Below are 15,007 nucleotides of genomic sequence, written 5' to 3' on the forward strand. Positions count from 1 at the left end.
CACTTGCTGGGCCGCCCCAGGTAGGGGGCCTGCGGCGAGGGCCTCCTCCAGGCGCCCTAGGGGGCCGCTCAGGGGTAGGTAGAGCGCCAGGGCCCACAGGGCGACCCCCGGCAGGAACGGGGTCCAGTCGGGGCTGGGGTAGAGCAATGGCCGACCGCGGATCTCCCTAGCATCGACCAGCCCGGTGACCTACGTGGTGGCTTGCCTGTCTGACCCCCAGCCCTGGAATTACGCCGGCCATCCCGTTCATGTTGTGACGGCTGCGCCCGAAGGGCCCGAGGGGCCGGCTGGGCCTGCGCTGCTGTTGGTGCATGGCTTCGGTGCCTCCACCGACCACTGGCGCCACAACATCCCCGTGCTGGCCCAGCGCCATGAGGTGCACGCCATCGACCTGCTGGGCTTCGGCCGCAGTGCCAAGCCGGCGGAGCTGGCCTACGGCGGCGCCCTCTGGCGCGACCAGCTGGCGGCCTACGTGGCCGAGCGCATCGGCCGGCCCACCGTGCTGGTTGGCAATTCCCTGGGCGGCTTTTCTGCCCTGGCCGCCGGGGCGGCCCTGGGGAACCAGGCGGCCGGAGTGGTGCTGCTGAATGCGGCCGGACCGTTCAGCGATGAGCAGGCTCCGCCCAAGGGCTGGGCTGCCATCGCCCGCCAGACCATCGGTGGCGCCCTGCTGAAAAGCCCGGTGCTGCAGCGATTGATCTTTGAAAACCTGCGCCGGCCGGCCACGATCCGCCGCACCCTCAACCAGGTTTATCTCGACAAGACCAATGTGGACGATGCCCTGGTGGAGGCGATCCGCCGGCCATCGCTGGATCCGGGTGCCTTCGGGGTATTCCGCACCGTGTTCGACATCCCCCGGGGCCAGCCCCTCGATGAGCTGTTTGCCCAACTCGCCTGCCCCCTGCTGCTGCTCTGGGGGATCCGCGATCCCTGGATCAATGCCGCCGGCCGTCGCGGGGCCTTCCAGCGCCATGCCCCCGCTGCGACCACCGAGGTGGTGCTGGAGGCGGGCCACTGCCCCCATGACGAGGTGCCAGACCAGGTCAACAGCGCCCTGCTGGAGTGGTTTGCCGGCCTCAGCCCAGCTCCTGGCCTCAGCCCAGAGGCGGTTGCACCCCTGGCAGACGCCCTCGAGCCAGCTGCTGGAGAGGGTCGAACTGCCGCTTGATCGCTTCGATCATGGGCCGGGCCGGGGCATCCAGCCAGGCCGGCAGCTGGCTGCTGGAAGGTTGGCGCAGCACCGTCAGATAGCCGCCCCACTGCTGGCAGCTGCGCCGTAGGGCCTCCACCCGGTAGGCCGGCAGCTCGGCTGCTGAGGCCCAGCTGACCCCCAGCCCACTGCCGGCGCCAAGGCACAGGGGGAGCTGGGCCAGGGCTGGCTCGGCCACCAGGGCGGGGGCCTGGCTGGGGCGCACCGCCAGCCGCAGCAGCCAGTCACTGGCTTCGGGGCCCGGGCCCCGGCCATGGGCCACCTGGGCTTCGAGTTCGGCCGGCTCCAGGGGCAGGGCCCCGATGCCGAGCGCGGCGCCCCTGGCGCTGATGCAGGCGATCTGCTCTTCGAGGGTGGCGGCGTTGATGCTTGCCAGGCTGATCAGCAGGCCCGCATCTCCCCCTGTCCCCGCCCCAGCTCCGGCCCCCGCCCCAGTCCTGGAGCCGCCGCCGCCGGGGCGCCACCAGTCGATCCGTTCGGGGCTGAGGCTCGATCCAAGCAGCCAGCTGGCCAGCTGGCCGAGGGCCTCGAGGGGGCCGCTGAGCCCCAGGCCCCGCCGTTGGGGCGGCAGCGGCAGGGTGCGCAGGGTGACGCTGGTGATCAGACCTAGGGCGCCCCAGCTGCCGGTGAACAGGCGCATCAGGTCGTAGCCGGCCACATTTTTGACCACCTTGCCGCCGGCCCTGGCGCGGGTGCCGTCGGCGCGGACTAGCTCGATGCCGATCAGCTGGTCGCGCACACCCAAATAACGCTGGCGCAGGCCGCCGGCCAAGCCGCGGGCCACCAGGCCACCGACGCTGCCACTGGTGTCGCCACTGGCTGGGCCACTGGCTGGGCCGCCGCTGCCGCTGCCCCAGGGCCAATCCAGGGTCAACCACTGCCCATGGTGTGCCAGCTCGGCCTGGAGCTCCACCAGTGGTGTACCGGCCCAAACCGTCACGGTGAAGTCGCCCGGGCTGTGCTCCACGATGCCGCGCAGGGCCCGGCAACTGACGGTGGCACTGCCTGGCTCTGGCTGGGGCCCCCAGCTCAGGCGGCTACCCAGCCCGGCCGGTTGCCAGGGCGCAGCCTGCCGGTGCAGTTCGCGCACCAGCTCCTGCAGTTCGCCGGGCTCAGGGGAGATCACGGCACGATGGTGCCATGGCCGCCAACTTCAAGATCATCGTTCTTGACGATGACCCAACCGGCTCCCAGACCGTGCACAGCTGTCCCCTGCTGCTGCGCTGGGATGGGGCCTCCCTGGCGGCGGGGCTGGAGCACCCATCGCCCCTCCTCTTTCTGCTGGCCAACACCAGGGCGCTGGCGCCGGCGGCGGCGGCCGAGCGGGTGCGTGAGATCTGCCGGGCCCTGGCGGCGGCCCTGCCGGCAGCTGGGCTCGAGCGCTGGTGGCTGGTCAGCCGCGGCGATTCCACCCTGCGCGGCCACTTCCCGCTGGAGGTGGATGTGATCTCCGCTGAGCTGGGTCCATTCGCTGCCACCCTGCTGGTGCCGGCGTTCCTGGAAGGGGGGCGCACCACGGTTGGCGGAGTCCATCTCCTGCAGGGTCAGCCCGTGCATGAAACGCCCTTCGGCCGCGATGGCCTGTTCGGTTACTCGACAAGTTACCTGCCGGCCTGGGTGGAGGAGAAGAGTGGCGGCCGCATCCCGGCGTCAGAGGTGCAGGGCCTCGCAGCCGCCAAGCTCAGCCGGGCCTGCGGGGATGGGGGGCAGGAGCTGGCCCAATGGCTGGCTGGTCTTGCCGCCCAGCCCCTGGTGGCGGTGGATGCCGAGCAGCCCCAGCAACTCGCGGCCCTGGCCAGGGTGGTGCGTGCCTCCCCGCGGCCGGTGCTGGCCCAGTCGGCGGCGAGCTGGATACGGGCCCTGGCAGCCCTGCCGCCCCAGCCCCTTGCTGGCGCCGACTTGGTGGCATTGCGCCGCCGCGGCCGCGATGGCGAGCCATTGCGGGGCCTGGTGCTGGTGGGCTCCCATGTGCCCCTGGCCGATGCCCAGCTCGCCTCCCTGCTGGCTGAGCCGCTCTGCACCGGCCTGGAATTGCCCGTGGCCCGGCTGGCGCAGCTGCTGGAGGCCCCCCTGCCAGGCGCCCTGCTGGCCTGCCTGGAGCGGGACTGGCTGGTCGAGCTGGGGGAGATCCTCGCTGGGGGGCGCACGCCGGTGATCTTCAGCAGCCGCGGTGAATTCCCCTGCACTTCGCTGGCGGCGCGCCGCCGGCTCGGGGACGGCCTGGCGGCGCTGATGGCCCGGTTGGTGGGGGCCTTGGCTCCCCAGCTGGCCTACCTGATCAGTAAGGGCGGCACGACCACCCATGCCCTTCTGGCCGATGGGCTCGACCTGGCGGCAGTGGAGTTGCAGGGCCAGCTTTTGCCTGGCCTTTCGGTGGTGTTGACGCCAGCGGAGCTGCCGGTGCTCACCTTTCCCGGCAACCTGGGGGATCCGGGCACCCTGCGCCAAGCCTGGCGCCTCATGGAGGGTCTGGAATCTTGCTCCTAGAGGCGGCGTAGCCGAGCGCCACCAGGGCCAGGGCCGCCAGGCTGTCAACCCAGTCGTGGACCACCGCCCCCAGCAGAAAGGCCAGCGATACCGCTGCCACTAGCAGGGGGGTGAGGGGGTAGCCCCAACAGCGGAATGGCCGGGGCAGCTCCGGTTCCTGGCGGCGCAGGGCCACCAGGGCGGCGATGCCTGCCAGGGGCAGGCTCACGTAGAGCAATGCCCCCATGGCCAGTAGCCGCTCGAAGGAGCCCGCCAGTACCAGGCCCGCGGCGGCGGTGCTGGTGAGCAGCAGGGCAACGGTGGGCGTGCCGCCGTCATTGACGCTGGCGGCAAAATCCGGCACCAGGCCATCGCGGCCCAGGCCGTAGAGGATCCGTGGGGCCGCCATCACCACGGTGTTGATCAGTCCCAGCAGTGAAATCAGGGCCACGGCGGTGATCAGATTTCCCCCCAGGGGGCCGGCCAGGGCCCGTCCCGCCGCGGCGGCTGGCAGGGTTGAGCTGGCCAACTGGGCGATCGGCAGCACGTGCAGCAGGGCCAGGTTGATCAGCAGGTAGAGGGCCGTCACGGCCAGCACCCCGCCGATCAGGGAGCGGGGCAGATCCCGCTCGGGCTCGCTGAACTCCTCGGCGAAATAGACCGGGCTGGCCCAGCCGTCGTAGGTGGTGATCACCGCCTGCAGGGCCAGCACGGCCGGCATGGTCAGGTGCTGCCAGGCGGGGGCGATTGGCGGCTCCGGGGGGACAGCACCGCCGCCGAGCTGGGCCTGGGAGGGCAGCAGAAAGCAGGCTGCCACCAGGGCCAGGAAGGCCACCGCCTTGACCAGGCTGAGCAGTTCCTGGCTGGCGCTGCCGGCCCGCAGGCCCCGCAGCTGGATCAGGGTGAACAGGCCGATCGCCCCCAGGGCCAGGGCCTGGGCCCCAAAAGGCAGCAGGCGCCAGGGGGCAGGCAGCAGGGCCTGGCCGTATTCCCCCACGGTGGTGGCCACCCAGGCCAGGCCGATGCAGTGGGCCAGCCAGTCGGTCCAGCCCACCAGGAAGCCGGCCCGGCGCCCGAAGGCCCTCTCCGCATACACATACCAGCCTCCCGCCCGGGGCAGGCTGGATGCCAGCTCGGCGATACAGATCGCCCCCAGCAGCGCATAGAGCCCGCCCACCAGCCAGGCCGCCAGCAGCAGCGGCGCCGTGGGCAACTGGGCTGCGACCAGCCCAGGGGTGCGCAGGATGCCCGCCCCGATCGTGCCGCCCACGGCTCCAGCCAGGCCGAAACCCAGGCCCAGGATGGACAGGAGCCGACCCGGGGGTTGGTCGGCCATCAGGGCTGATGGGGCAAGGGGGCCGACTTAATGGCCGCCGCCTGCCCGCCAGCTGCGTTGTAGCAGCTCGATTGGATGGAGCACCGGGATCGGCCGCTCCTGCTCGGCGAGGTGATGGCGAATCTGCAGGGTGCAGCCGATGTTGGCACTGGCCGCCAGCTCGGCGCCGGTGTCGGCCAGGTCGGCCGCCTTGAGCTGGCCGAGCTCGGCGGCCTCCCGCGGCTGCACCAGGTTGTAGATGCCGGCGCTGCCGCAGCACACGCCCGCCTCCGTGGCCTCCCGCAGCAGCAGGTGGGGGATCCGGCGCAGCAGGGCCCGGGGCTCGGCGCTGATGCCCTGGCCGTGCAGCATGTGACAGGCATCGTGATAGGCCACCGCGAGCGGCCGCTCGGCGGTGGCGGGGCTGCCGTCAGAGTGGGCAAGGGGGCCCAGGTGGGCCCGGAAGGCCTCGCTCAGGCCCAGACCGTGCAGGAATTCATGCACGTCCCGCACCTGGGATGCAAAGGCCCCGCCGCGTTCACCGTTAAGGATCGTGCCGTAGGCCTTGAGGGTGTGGCCGCAGCCGGAGGCCGCCACCAGCACCGCATCGAGGGGTTCGGGCCCCGCCGGTCGGCCCGGGCCCAGCACGGCAGCGAAGCTGTCGATTACGGCGGTGGCGAGCTGTTCGGTGTGCGCCAGCTCGCCCTGATGGTGGGTTACGGCGCCGCAGCAGCCCTGATCCGGCGGGATCACCACCTCGATGCCGTTGGCGCTCAGCACCTCCACTACGGCCCGGTTCACCGCTGGATCAAACAGGCGCTGGACGCAGCCCAGCAGCAGCCCCACCCGGGCCCGCCGCTCGCCGCGGGCCGGCACCACCGTCGGGAAGTTGGCCTGGAAGGCCTCGGCGGGCAGGGGCGGTAGCAGCCGCTCCATCGCCTCGAGCTGGGGGCCGAGCAGGCGGGTGAGGCCGCTGCGGCGGGCAAGGGCCTGCAGCGGCGTGCCGGCATAGGCCCGCAGGGGAGTCAGCACCGCCCGTAACCGCGCCGGGTAGGGGAGCAGGGCAAATAGCAGCCGGCGGAAAGCCCGCTGGGCCGGGCTGCGCAGCTCCGGAGCGTTGAGTTGGGGCCGGGTGGCCTCGATCAGCTGGTCGTAGCGCACCCCCGAGGGGCAGGCGGTGACGCAAGCGAAGCAGCCCAGGCAGCTGTCGAAATGGCTAGCCACCGTGGCGTCGAGCTCCAGTTCGCCGGCTTCGATCGCCTTGAGGGTGTGGATGCGGCCCCGGGGCGAGTCCATCTCCGTGCCCAGCACCCGGTAGCTGGCGCAGGTGGGCAGGCAAAAGCCGCAGTGCACGCAGGGGTCCGATGGCAGATCAGTCATCGATCCCTAGGTTGGGGCCTTGCCTTCGTACCACAGTCATGAAAGGACCCTTTCGGATCACCGGTCCGCGAGTGAGCCGAAGCGAACGCAATTATCTCATTGGTCTCGGTGCCGGGCTGGCCCTGCTTAGTGCCGGCTACGTGTCGTTCCAGTTGTGGCTCAACTACAGCGCAGATATGCAGAGGGCGATGGCCTGGCTGGGAGGGGCTCAGGACCTGGGGACATCCAAACTGCAGATCCCGATCCTGCGCCAGGCCAGCTTTCCGCGCATTGCCGCCCAGCAGCGCAGCATGGCCACAGCAGTGGACCAGGCGGTCGCGGCCCTGAAGCTCTCCGCGCTGCCGGTGCAAGGGGAGCCGCTGGAGGTGCAGTTCGCCGGCATTGATCTGGCCAGCAACAGCGAGATGGCCAATTATCTGCTGTTGTCTGTGAAGCAGGAGCTGCAGAAAACGAATGCCTCGCGGGTGACGATCTCCTATCCAAAAACCACCTTCAAGCTCGGCACCTCTACCACGCCAGATGGCATGGCTGGCGAGCTCGACGCAGTTCTGATGCCCTCCAGGGATACGGAGCTGGTTGATCGCAGTCCAGGAGATCCCACGGCCTGGAGGCAAGTGCTGCTAAGGGTGCGCGAAGCAGGAGTGGATACCGAAGATCGCAGCATCTACTCCCAGGATTTCTACATCCGTGTGGCGCTCTGGAGCTGTGTGTTGATTTTCGTTGTTGGGGCTGTCAGTTTCATCTGGATTGAGCGTCTCTGGCCCGGAAAGAGCAGGCGCTCGGGCACACTGGCCACCTTGCTTGCCCTGGCGGTCGGCTGGAACGTGGTGATGACAATGTTCATCATGCTGCGACCCAATCAGAAGCGCTACAATGTAATCACACGCGTTGATCTGAGCGCCTTCGTCAAGCTCAGGAACGGCATCCACCTGGCCAGTGGTCAGGGGCGCCACGAGGTGCTGCTGGGCGTCGACCGCTTCAATCAGCCCGCGGTGCTGGGCGGCCCCAAGGTTATGGCCCCCAGTGAGGGCGGGGTGGTGCAGATCATTCCCACCCCAGCTGTAGCCGTCCCCTGAGAGATCGCGGCTCAGAACCTGGCGATGATCGCATCTGCGAAACCGCTGCAGCTCACCGGCTCCACCGGCGGCTCCATCAGCCGCGCCAGGTCGTAGGTGACCTCTTTGCTGGCGATGGCGGCGCTGAGGCCGGCGGTGATCAGGTCTGCCGCCTCCTGCCAACCCATGAATTCGAGCATCATCACGCCCGAAAGAATCACCGAGCCGGGGTTGATGCGATCGAGGCCGGCGTGCTTCGGGGCGGTGCCGTGGGTGGCCTCGAAGATGGCGGCGTTGTCGCCGATGTTGGCGCCGGGGGCCATGCCCAGGCCGCCTACCACGGCCGCGGCGGCATCACTGACGTAGTCGCCATTGAGGTTGAGGGTGGCCAGCACGGAGTACTCCTGGGGTCGGGTTTGGATCTGCTGGAAGATGCTGTCGGCGATGCGGTCGTCGACCAGCACCATCTGCTTCCACTGGCCGCCACCGTGGCTGGCGCCGATCGCCGCAAGCACGTCGCCTACCTCAGTGTCGATCGCCGCTTTTTTCTCGGGGGTGAGGGCGTCGTAGCCCGGCTCGATCATGCGGGCATTGGCTTCGATGCCCAGGCCCGGATTGCGCTCGACGTTGTCGAGGATCCAGCTTTCGCGTTCGGTCACGCACTCGGCACGAAATTCGGTGGTGGCCAGTTCATAGCCCCAGTCGCGGAAGGCACCCTCGGTGAATTTCATGATGTTGCCCTTGTGCACCAGGGTCACATGGCGCTTGTCGCCCTCGAGGCGCAGGGCGTGCTGGATCGCCTTGCGGATGTGGCGCTGGCTGCCGAACTTGCTCACCGGCTTGATGCCGATGCCGGAGCCAGCGGGGATGCGGCGGTTGCCGAGCTTGCCGTTGGCCGGGATCACCACCTCATTGAGGTGCTTGATTAGCTCGAGGCATACCGGATCAGTGGCTTCCCACTCGATCCCCATGTAGATGTCCTCGGTGTTCTCCCGATACACGATCACGTCGAGGTCTTGCGGCCGTTTGTGGGGGCTGGGAGTGCCCTCGTAGTAGCGGCAGGGGCGCACGCAGCAGTACAGATCGAAGATCTGGCGCAGGGCCACGTTTAGGGAGCGGATGCCACCGCCGATCGGCGTGGTGAGCGGGCCCTTGATGGCCACGCCGTAGGTGCGGATCGCTTCGAGGGTGTCTTCTGGCAGGTACTGATAGGTGCCGTAGAGGTCGCAGGCCTCATCGCCGGCATACACCTTGAACCACTCGATCCGCCGCTCGCCGCTATAGGCCTGGGCCACGGCGGCATCGAGCACCTTCTGGGTGGCGGGCCAGATGTCCACGCCGGTGCCGTCGCCGCGAATGAAGGGAATGATCGGATCGTTGGGTACGACTGGCTGGCCGCTCTCGAAGCGGATGGCCGTGCCCGAGGGGGGGGCGGTGAGCTGCTCGAATTGCGGGGAGCTGGTAGCCATTCGTGCGGCAGGGAAGGATTGGGCGAGCCTAGGTTTCGCCAATGCGGCGGTTCTGCTCAGGGGAAACGGCATGAATGCCACCGATCAGGCCCGGAATCTCGAACTGGCTCAGGCAATCGCTGCGGTGGCCGTGCTGTTTCGGCAGCACTTCCCAGATGCTCGCGTAAATCTCACCCCCTGGCGCGACGATCCCCAGACCCGCGCCTGGGCGGAGGCGGAATGCGTGGATCTCTCCTTTCACTTCCCCGGCTGGAATCCGCGCAACCAGTGCCGCTCGATGCTGCTGCAGCTGCGCCTGGATGGCGCTCCGATCGGCGGACGTCCGCGCTTGCTGGGGGCGCTGATCCGCGGGCTCACCTATGAATCGGAGCGTTGGCGCCTCGCCACCCTGGGCGACTGGCAACCCAGCGGCAGCCACCTGCCGGATCCGGCCGTGGTGGCCAAATTGCAGACGTTCTGCCGCGGCTTGTTTGATCTGCTTAGTGGCGCCGGCAGCGACGCTTCGGCGGCTTGAAGCCCACTGGGGTCATCCGGCTCACCACACTCAGATAGACCGCCGCGGCGGGATCAATCAGGGCTGAAAACTCGGCCTTGGCCTTATTGGGTATCTGACCGATTTCCTGTTGGCGGGGCGTAACCCTTCGCAACCTTGCCGCTCACCTAGGCGTGGCCGCACCTAATTTGACCCCTTGCCCGTGCAGCGCCCCCAACTGATGGCTGTCGCCCTTGCTTCCCAACTGCGTGAAGGCACCAAAAAGGCCCACACGATGGCGGAGAACACCGGCTTCGTGAGCTGCTTCCTCAAGGGCGTAGTCGACAAGGTCAGCTACCGCACCCTGGTGGCCGACCTCTATTTCGTCTACTCGGCGATGGAGGAGGAGTTTGCCAGGCTCAAGGACCATCCGGTGCTGGGTCCGGTGGGCTTTGCCGAGCTCAACCGCCGCGAGAGCCTCGAGCAAGACCTGGCCTTCTATTTCGGTGCCGACTGGCGCACTGCAGTCAAGCCAACTCCTGGCGCCCAGCAGTATGTCGACCGCCTGCATCAGGTGGCCCGGGAGTGCCCGGAGCTGCTGGTTGGCCACCATTACACCCGCTATATCGGTGATCTCTCCGGCGGCCAGATCCTCAAGAACATCGCCCAGAAGGCCATGAACCTGGGCGAGCACGACGGTCTGCGCTTCTACGAGTTCGACGCCATCGCCGATGAAAAGGGCTTCAAGGCCAACTACCGCACGGTGCTCGATGGCCTGCCAATCGACCAGCCCATGGCCGATCGGATCGTCGAGGAAGCCAACCAGGCCTTCCACCTCAACATGGTGATGTTCCAGGAGTTGGAGGGCAACCTGATCGCCGCCATCGGCAAGGTGCTGTTCGGCTTCCTCACCCGGCGTCAGCGGGCCGGCAGCACCGAGGTGGTGACGGCCTGAGTGCGACCAGTTCGTTTCCTCGTGCCCGGCACCACCGGTCGGTTTCGCTGCGGCGGCCTGCTGGTGGAGCTGCAGAGCGCCAGGCTGCTCGCCGAGCTGGTGCCCACCCAGGTGGTGACCTACCGCCAGCGGGAGCAGGATCATCCCTTCCTCGCCGACCTGCTGCGCCAGGAGGCCGCCCCCGGTGGGGCCCTCTGGATTGTGAGCTGGGGCTTTGATGTGCCCAGGTTGCTGGCCCGGCTGCGGGGCCGGCCGGTGGCTTACCACGCCCACAGCAGCGGTTACGGCTTTGACCTGCCGGCCGGGGTGCCGGTGCTGGCGGTGAGCCGCAACACCCTCGGCTACTGGGGTGATCGGGGCCCCCGCAGTCCCCTGCTGCTGGTGCCCAATGCCCTCGAGCCAAAGTGGTTGGAGCGGGGCCGGCGCCATGGCGATGGGCAGCGGCCGATCGATGTGCTGGTGCAGCGTCGTAAGAGCAGTGCCTACCTGCTCAAGCAGCTGGTGCCGGCCCTGCGGGCCCGGGGCCTGGTGGTCCAGGTGCAGGAAGGCTGGGTGGATGATCTGGTGGAGCTGTTCAACAGCGCCAAGGTGGTGCTCTACGACTCCGCCGACTACTGGCGGGGCCGCGGCGTGAGCGAGGGTTTTGGCCTGCCGCCGATCGAGGCCCTGGCCTGCGGCTGCGTGGTGTTCAGCAGCTTCAATCACGCCCTGGCCGACAGCCTCGATCCGGGAGTGCTCGGCCACCAGATCGGAGCGGGCAGCCTGGCCGGCGATATCGAGCGCATCGAGGCCGCCGCCGCCGATCCAGACCACTGGCGCCCCACCCCGGCCGCCCTTGCGCCGCTGCTGAAGGGCTGTTCGGAGGCGGCCCTGCGGGCCCGTTGGGCCCCAGCACTGGCCGAGGTGAATGGCCACTGGGATCGGCTGCTGGCCGGTGAGCCGCCCCTGCGCAGCCCGGCACCCTGGCGCCTGCGTTGGGGCCAGCGGCTGGCGGGGTTGGGCCGCCACCTGGTCAAGCTGCTGCCCACTCGCCGGGTCTAGGCCGATCCGCTCTAGGTTCGCCGGTTATGAGTGCCTTTCTCGCCGGCCTGAATGACGCCCAGCGCAAGGCGGTGGATCACCACACCGGTCCGCTGCTGGTGGTGGCCGGTGCCGGCAGCGGCAAGACCCGGGCCCTCACCCACCGCATCGCCCACCTGATCGGCCACCACGGCGCCGATCCGGCCCATCTGCTCGCCGTCACCTTCACCAACAAGGCGGCCCGCGAGATGAAGGAGCGGCTGGAGCTACTGCTGGCCCAGAAGTTGGCCCAGAGCCAGTTTGGCCAGCCCTGGAGCACCCTGGCGGCGGTGGAGCAGCGCCAGCTGCGCAGCCGCATCTACCGGGATGTGATCAAGGAGCTGTGGATCGGCACCTTCCACGCCCTGTTTGCCCGGCTGCTGCGCTTCGACATCGATAAATTCAAGGATCCAGAAGGGCTCAGCTGGACCCGCCAGTTCTCCATCTATGACGAGAACGACGTCCAGAGCCTGATCAAGGAGATCGTCGTCCAGGAGCTCCAGCTCGATCCCAAGCGCTTCGAGCCCAAGAAGGTGCGCTGGGCAATCAGCAACGCCAAGAACCAGGGCTGGATGCCCGAGCAGCTCGAGGCCGATGCCGGCGGCCAGCGGGGCAAGTTGATGGCTGAGACCTACCGGCGCTACCGGCGTGCCCTGGCCGCCAACAACGCCCTCGACTTCGATGATCTGCTGCTCTTCCCCGTGCAACTGCTGCGCCAGAACGAGCAGATCCGCGACTACTGGCACCGGCGCTTTCGCCATGTGCTGGTGGATGAATACCAGGACACCAACCGCACCCAGTACGACCTGATCAAACTGCTGGTGACCAACGGTCGCGAGCCTTCCGCCTACGACGACTGGGACGGCCGTTCGGTGTTTGTGGTGGGCGATGCCGACCAGAGCATCTACAGCTTCCGCGCCGCCGACTTCACGATCCTGATGGGTTTCCAGGACGACTTCGGTGACGGGGCCGCCAGTGAAACCACCGCCACGATGGTGAAGCTGGAGGAGAACTACCGCTCCACCGCCACGATCCTGGAGGCGGCCAACGCCCTGATCGCCCACAATTCCGAGCGGATCGACAAGGTGCTGCGCCCCACCCGCGGTGAGGGGGAATTGATCTCGCTCACCCGCTGCGACGACGAGATCGCCGAGGCCGAGGCCGTGGTGCACCGCATGCGCATGCTGGACGCCGCCCATCCAGACCTGCGCTGGGGCGACATGGCGGTGCTCTATCGCACCAATGCCCAGTCGCGGGCGATGGAGGAGTCGCTGGTGCGCTGGGGGATTCCCTACATCGTGGTGGGGGGCCTGCGCTTCTACGACCGGCGCGAGATCAAGGATGTGCTCGCCTACCTCAGGCTGCTGATCAACCCGGCCGACACCGTCAGCCTGCTGCGGGTGCTCAACACCCCCAAGCGCGGCATCGGCAAAACCACGATCGAACGGCTCACCGACGCCTCAAGCCAGCTCGGCATTCCCCTCTGGGACGTGGTGAGCGATGCCGAGGCGGTGCGCTCCCTAGGCGGCCGCTCGGCCAAGGGGTTGCTCCAGTTTTGCGAGTTGATAAATGGCCTGCAGGCCTGCGCCCAGGACATCGCCCCCTCTGAACTGGTGCAGCGGGTGATGGAGCAGAGCGGCTATGTGGCCGAACTGATCGCCGACGGCACCGATGAGGCCGAAGACCGGCGCCGCAACCTCAACGAACTGGTGAATGCTGCGCTCCAATACCAGGAGGAAAACGAGGAGGGCTCCCTGGAGGATTTCCTGGCCTCCGCTGCCCTGGCCAGCGATGCCGACAGCAAGGACACTGACCAGGACCGGGTCACCCTGATGACCCTGCACGCCAGCAAGGGCTTGGAATTTCCGGTGGTGTACCTGGTGGGGATGGAGCAGGGTCTCTTCCCCAGCTACCGCTCCTTGGAAGACCCCTCGGCCCTGGAGGAGGAGCGGCGCCTCTGCTACGTGGGTATCACCCGGGCCAAGGAGCGCCTGTTCCTCTCCCATGCCAGTGAGCGGCGGCTGTGGGGCGGCATGCGGGAGCCGGCGGTGCCCTCGGTGTTTCTCTCGGAGTTGCCCCCGGAGCTGCTTCAAGGCGACATCCCCCACAGCGGTGGGGCGGCAATCCGGCGCGAACAGCGCCTCGATCGCCTCACCCGGGTGGATCGGCAGGAGAGCCTCCAGGTGGCTGCCGGTGGCAGCGCCGCTGCCGCCACCAATGCGGTGCGCCGCCGGGGGGCCAAAGTTTGGGCGGTGGGCGATCGGTTGCGCCACAGCAGCTTTGGAGAGGGCCAGGTGAGTCACCTCTTCGGCAGCGGTGAAAAGGTGTCGATTGCCGTCAAATTCCAGGGGATGGGCCCCAAAATCCTTGACCCGCGCCTGGCGCCGATTGAACCCATCTAGGTGGACATCCCCGGCATATCCCCCTCCCTGTTGAAGGCCCTGGGCCAGCTCGACATGGGCCCGGTGGCCCTGGTCGGTGGTGCGGTTCGGGACCTACTGCTGCACCGGGTGCACAACGACCCCTGGCGGGGCTTGCCCGATCTGGATCTGGTGGTGGAGGGGGCGGCGGCTGGCCTGGTGGCGGCCCTGGTGGAGCAGCTCGGCCCCTCCCTGGTGCGGCGCGCCCAAGAGCATGGGGCCTACGGCACGGTGGAGCTGGAGCTCAATCTGGCCGGCGAAACCGTGCTGCTCGATGTGGCCAGGGCCCGCCGCGAGCTGTATCCGGTGCCGGCCGAAAACCCCCTGGTGAGCTTTGGTTGCCTGGCGGACGACCTGGCCCGCCGCGATTTCAGCATCAATGCGATGGCCCTGGATCTGGCCAGTGGTGAGCTGCTGGATCCCCATGGGGGCCAGCAGGATCTGGAGCGGCGCCAGTTGCGTTTCTTACACGCTGCCAGCCTCCGCGACGATCCCACCCGGTTGGTGCGCGGGGCCCGTTACGCCGCCCGGCTCGGCTTCGCCCTTGAGCCCTCCAGCCGCGAGCAGGCCGTCAAAACCCTGAAGGCCTGGCCCTGGGGTTGGCGGCCCGGGAATTCCCCGGCCCTGGCCCCAGCCGCCCTGGGCACCCGGCTGCGGATGGAGCTTGAGTTGCTGGTGGAACGGGAGCCCTGGGCGGAGGCGCTCCAGGCATTGCAGCAGTGGGGCGGCTTGGCGCTGCTGGATCCTGCCTTGCAGGCGGATTCCCAGTGGCCACGGCGGCTGCGCTGGGCCGCGCGGCTGGGTTTGCCGCTGTTGGTGGCCCTGGTGGCGGGAGCGGGTGAACCCCTCGCTTTGGCGGAGCGGCTGCAGTTGCCCCACCGTCAACACCGCTTGCTGGTGCAATGGCTGGCCTTGCGGGCCAGCCTGGGGGCAGGGTTTACGGATGCTCCCCTGGCGGGCGCCGAGCACTGGTGTGCCCTGTTGGAAGCCCCTGGTTGCAGTGCCCCAGCGGTGGCCCTGGCGCTGGTTTGCAGCAACGGACCACGCCGGCCCCTGCTGCGTTGGCTGCTGCGCTGGCGCTTCCTAAAAGCTGAGCAGAGCCCCGCGGAGCTGATGGCAGCAGGGATGGGCCAGGGCCCCGAGCTGGGCCGGCGCCTGCGCGCCCTGCGGGCCGAGCGACTTGGGCGGGAGCGGCTCTGAGGGTTT

Annotated in this window: 12 protein-coding genes; 8 read left to right on the forward strand and 4 right to left on the reverse strand. The window is 68.6% G+C overall.

Annotated features, from left to right (window positions below):
* Positions 1–196 precede the first annotated feature (196 nt).
* Positions 197–1,168, forward strand: coding sequence for an alpha/beta fold hydrolase (locus KBZ15_RS00235; protein ID WP_255012390.1), 972 nt, complete (start codon positions 197–199; stop codon positions 1,166–1,168).
* Here the strand turns inward: KBZ15_RS00235 and KBZ15_RS00240 are convergent.
* Positions 1,095–2,336: an FAD-binding oxidoreductase gene (locus KBZ15_RS00240; protein ID WP_255012393.1), complete on the reverse strand. Its 1,242-nt coding sequence runs from the start codon at positions 2,334–2,336 to the stop codon at positions 1,095–1,097. The genes KBZ15_RS00235 and KBZ15_RS00240 overlap by 74 nt on opposite strands.
* 14 nt (positions 2,337–2,350) lie before the next feature.
* Between KBZ15_RS00240 and KBZ15_RS00245 the strand changes: the two genes are divergently transcribed.
* On the forward strand, positions 2,351–3,697 hold the full coding sequence (locus KBZ15_RS00245) for a four-carbon acid sugar kinase family protein (RefSeq protein ID WP_255012396.1): 1,347 nt from the start codon (positions 2,351–2,353) through the stop codon (positions 3,695–3,697).
* On the opposite strand, the gene KBZ15_RS00250 is transcribed toward KBZ15_RS00245, so the two are convergent.
* Both KBZ15_RS00250 and KBZ15_RS00255 read right to left on the reverse strand, forming a co-directional pair.
* A complete protein-coding gene (locus tag KBZ15_RS00250; RefSeq protein ID WP_255012399.1) occupies positions 3,669–5,012 on the reverse strand; it encodes an APC family permease in 1,344 nt (447 codons plus the stop codon). The genes KBZ15_RS00245 and KBZ15_RS00250 overlap by 29 nt on opposite strands.
* Before the next feature lie 27 nt (positions 5,013–5,039).
* Complete coding sequence (locus KBZ15_RS00255; RefSeq protein ID WP_255012401.1) at positions 5,040–6,371, reverse strand: (Fe-S)-binding protein; 1,332 nt, start codon at positions 6,369–6,371, stop codon at positions 5,040–5,042.
* Positions 6,372–6,409: 38 nt separating this feature from the next.
* Between KBZ15_RS00255 and KBZ15_RS00260 the strand changes: the two genes are divergently transcribed.
* Positions 6,410–7,447, forward strand: a complete 1,038-nt coding sequence (locus KBZ15_RS00260; protein WP_255012404.1) for a hypothetical protein — start codon at positions 6,410–6,412, stop codon at positions 7,445–7,447.
* A gap of 11 nt (positions 7,448–7,458) precedes the next feature.
* On the opposite strand, the gene KBZ15_RS00265 is transcribed toward KBZ15_RS00260, so the two are convergent.
* Positions 7,459–8,895 (reverse strand): NADP-dependent isocitrate dehydrogenase, encoded by a 1,437-nt coding sequence (locus KBZ15_RS00265; protein ID WP_255012407.1) that lies wholly within the window; start codon positions 8,893–8,895, stop codon positions 7,459–7,461.
* Positions 8,896–8,965: 70 nt separating this feature from the next.
* On the opposite strand from KBZ15_RS00265, the gene KBZ15_RS00270 reads away from it, so the two are divergent.
* From KBZ15_RS00270 to KBZ15_RS00290, 5 genes are all read left to right on the forward strand, one after another.
* Complete coding sequence (locus KBZ15_RS00270) at positions 8,966–9,409, forward strand: hypothetical protein (RefSeq protein WP_255012409.1); 444 nt, start codon at positions 8,966–8,968, stop codon at positions 9,407–9,409.
* 199 nt (positions 9,410–9,608) lie between these two features.
* Complete coding sequence (locus tag KBZ15_RS00275) at positions 9,609–10,322, forward strand: heme oxygenase (biliverdin-producing) (protein WP_197147825.1); 714 nt, start codon at positions 9,609–9,611, stop codon at positions 10,320–10,322.
* Positions 10,323–11,363 carry a glycosyltransferase gene (locus tag KBZ15_RS00280; RefSeq protein ID WP_255012413.1) on the forward strand — a complete coding sequence of 347 codons (1,041 nt, stop codon included), beginning with the start codon at positions 10,323–10,325 and terminating at the stop codon, positions 11,361–11,363.
* A 26-nt stretch (positions 11,364–11,389) separates the two neighbouring features.
* The gene (locus KBZ15_RS00285) at positions 11,390–13,783 is read left to right on the forward strand and encodes a UvrD-helicase domain-containing protein (RefSeq protein WP_255012415.1); all 2,394 of its coding nucleotides are present in this window, start codon (positions 11,390–11,392) and stop codon (positions 13,781–13,783) included.
* The gene (locus KBZ15_RS00290) at positions 13,784–15,001 is read left to right on the forward strand and encodes a CCA tRNA nucleotidyltransferase (protein WP_255012417.1); all 1,218 of its coding nucleotides are present in this window, start codon (positions 13,784–13,786) and stop codon (positions 14,999–15,001) included. It abuts the gene before it with no gap.
* The last annotated feature ends 6 nt before the right edge of the window (positions 15,002–15,007 follow it).

It is taken from the genome of Cyanobium sp. BA20m-p-22, from assembly GCF_024346275.1.
Lineage (GTDB): Bacteria > Cyanobacteriota > Cyanobacteriia > PCC-6307 > Cyanobiaceae > Cyanobium_A.

What these genes read in the sequence shown, in the direction of transcription:
- KBZ15_RS00245 (WP_255012396.1), top strand. Translation starts at nt 2,351, where the DNA reads ATGGCCGCCAACTTCAAGATCATCGTTCTTGACGATGACCCAACCGGC.
- KBZ15_RS00250 (WP_255012399.1), bottom strand. Translation starts at nt 5,012, where the DNA reads ATGGCCGACCAACCCCCGGGTCGGCTCCTGTCCATCCTGGGCCTGGGT.
- KBZ15_RS00255 (WP_255012401.1), bottom strand. Translation starts at nt 6,371, where the DNA reads ATGACTGATCTGCCATCGGACCCCTGCGTGCACTGCGGCTTTTGCCTG.
- KBZ15_RS00260 (WP_255012404.1), top strand. Translation starts at nt 6,410, where the DNA reads ATGAAAGGACCCTTTCGGATCACCGGTCCGCGAGTGAGCCGAAGCGAA.
- KBZ15_RS00265 (WP_255012407.1), bottom strand. Translation starts at nt 8,895, where the DNA reads ATGGCTACCAGCTCCCCGCAATTCGAGCAGCTCACCGCCCCCCCCTCG.
- KBZ15_RS00270 (WP_255012409.1), top strand. Translation starts at nt 8,966, where the DNA reads ATGAATGCCACCGATCAGGCCCGGAATCTCGAACTGGCTCAGGCAATC.
- KBZ15_RS00275 (WP_197147825.1), top strand. Translation starts at nt 9,609, where the DNA reads ATGGCTGTCGCCCTTGCTTCCCAACTGCGTGAAGGCACCAAAAAGGCC.
- KBZ15_RS00285 (WP_255012415.1), top strand. Translation starts at nt 11,390, where the DNA reads ATGAGTGCCTTTCTCGCCGGCCTGAATGACGCCCAGCGCAAGGCGGTG.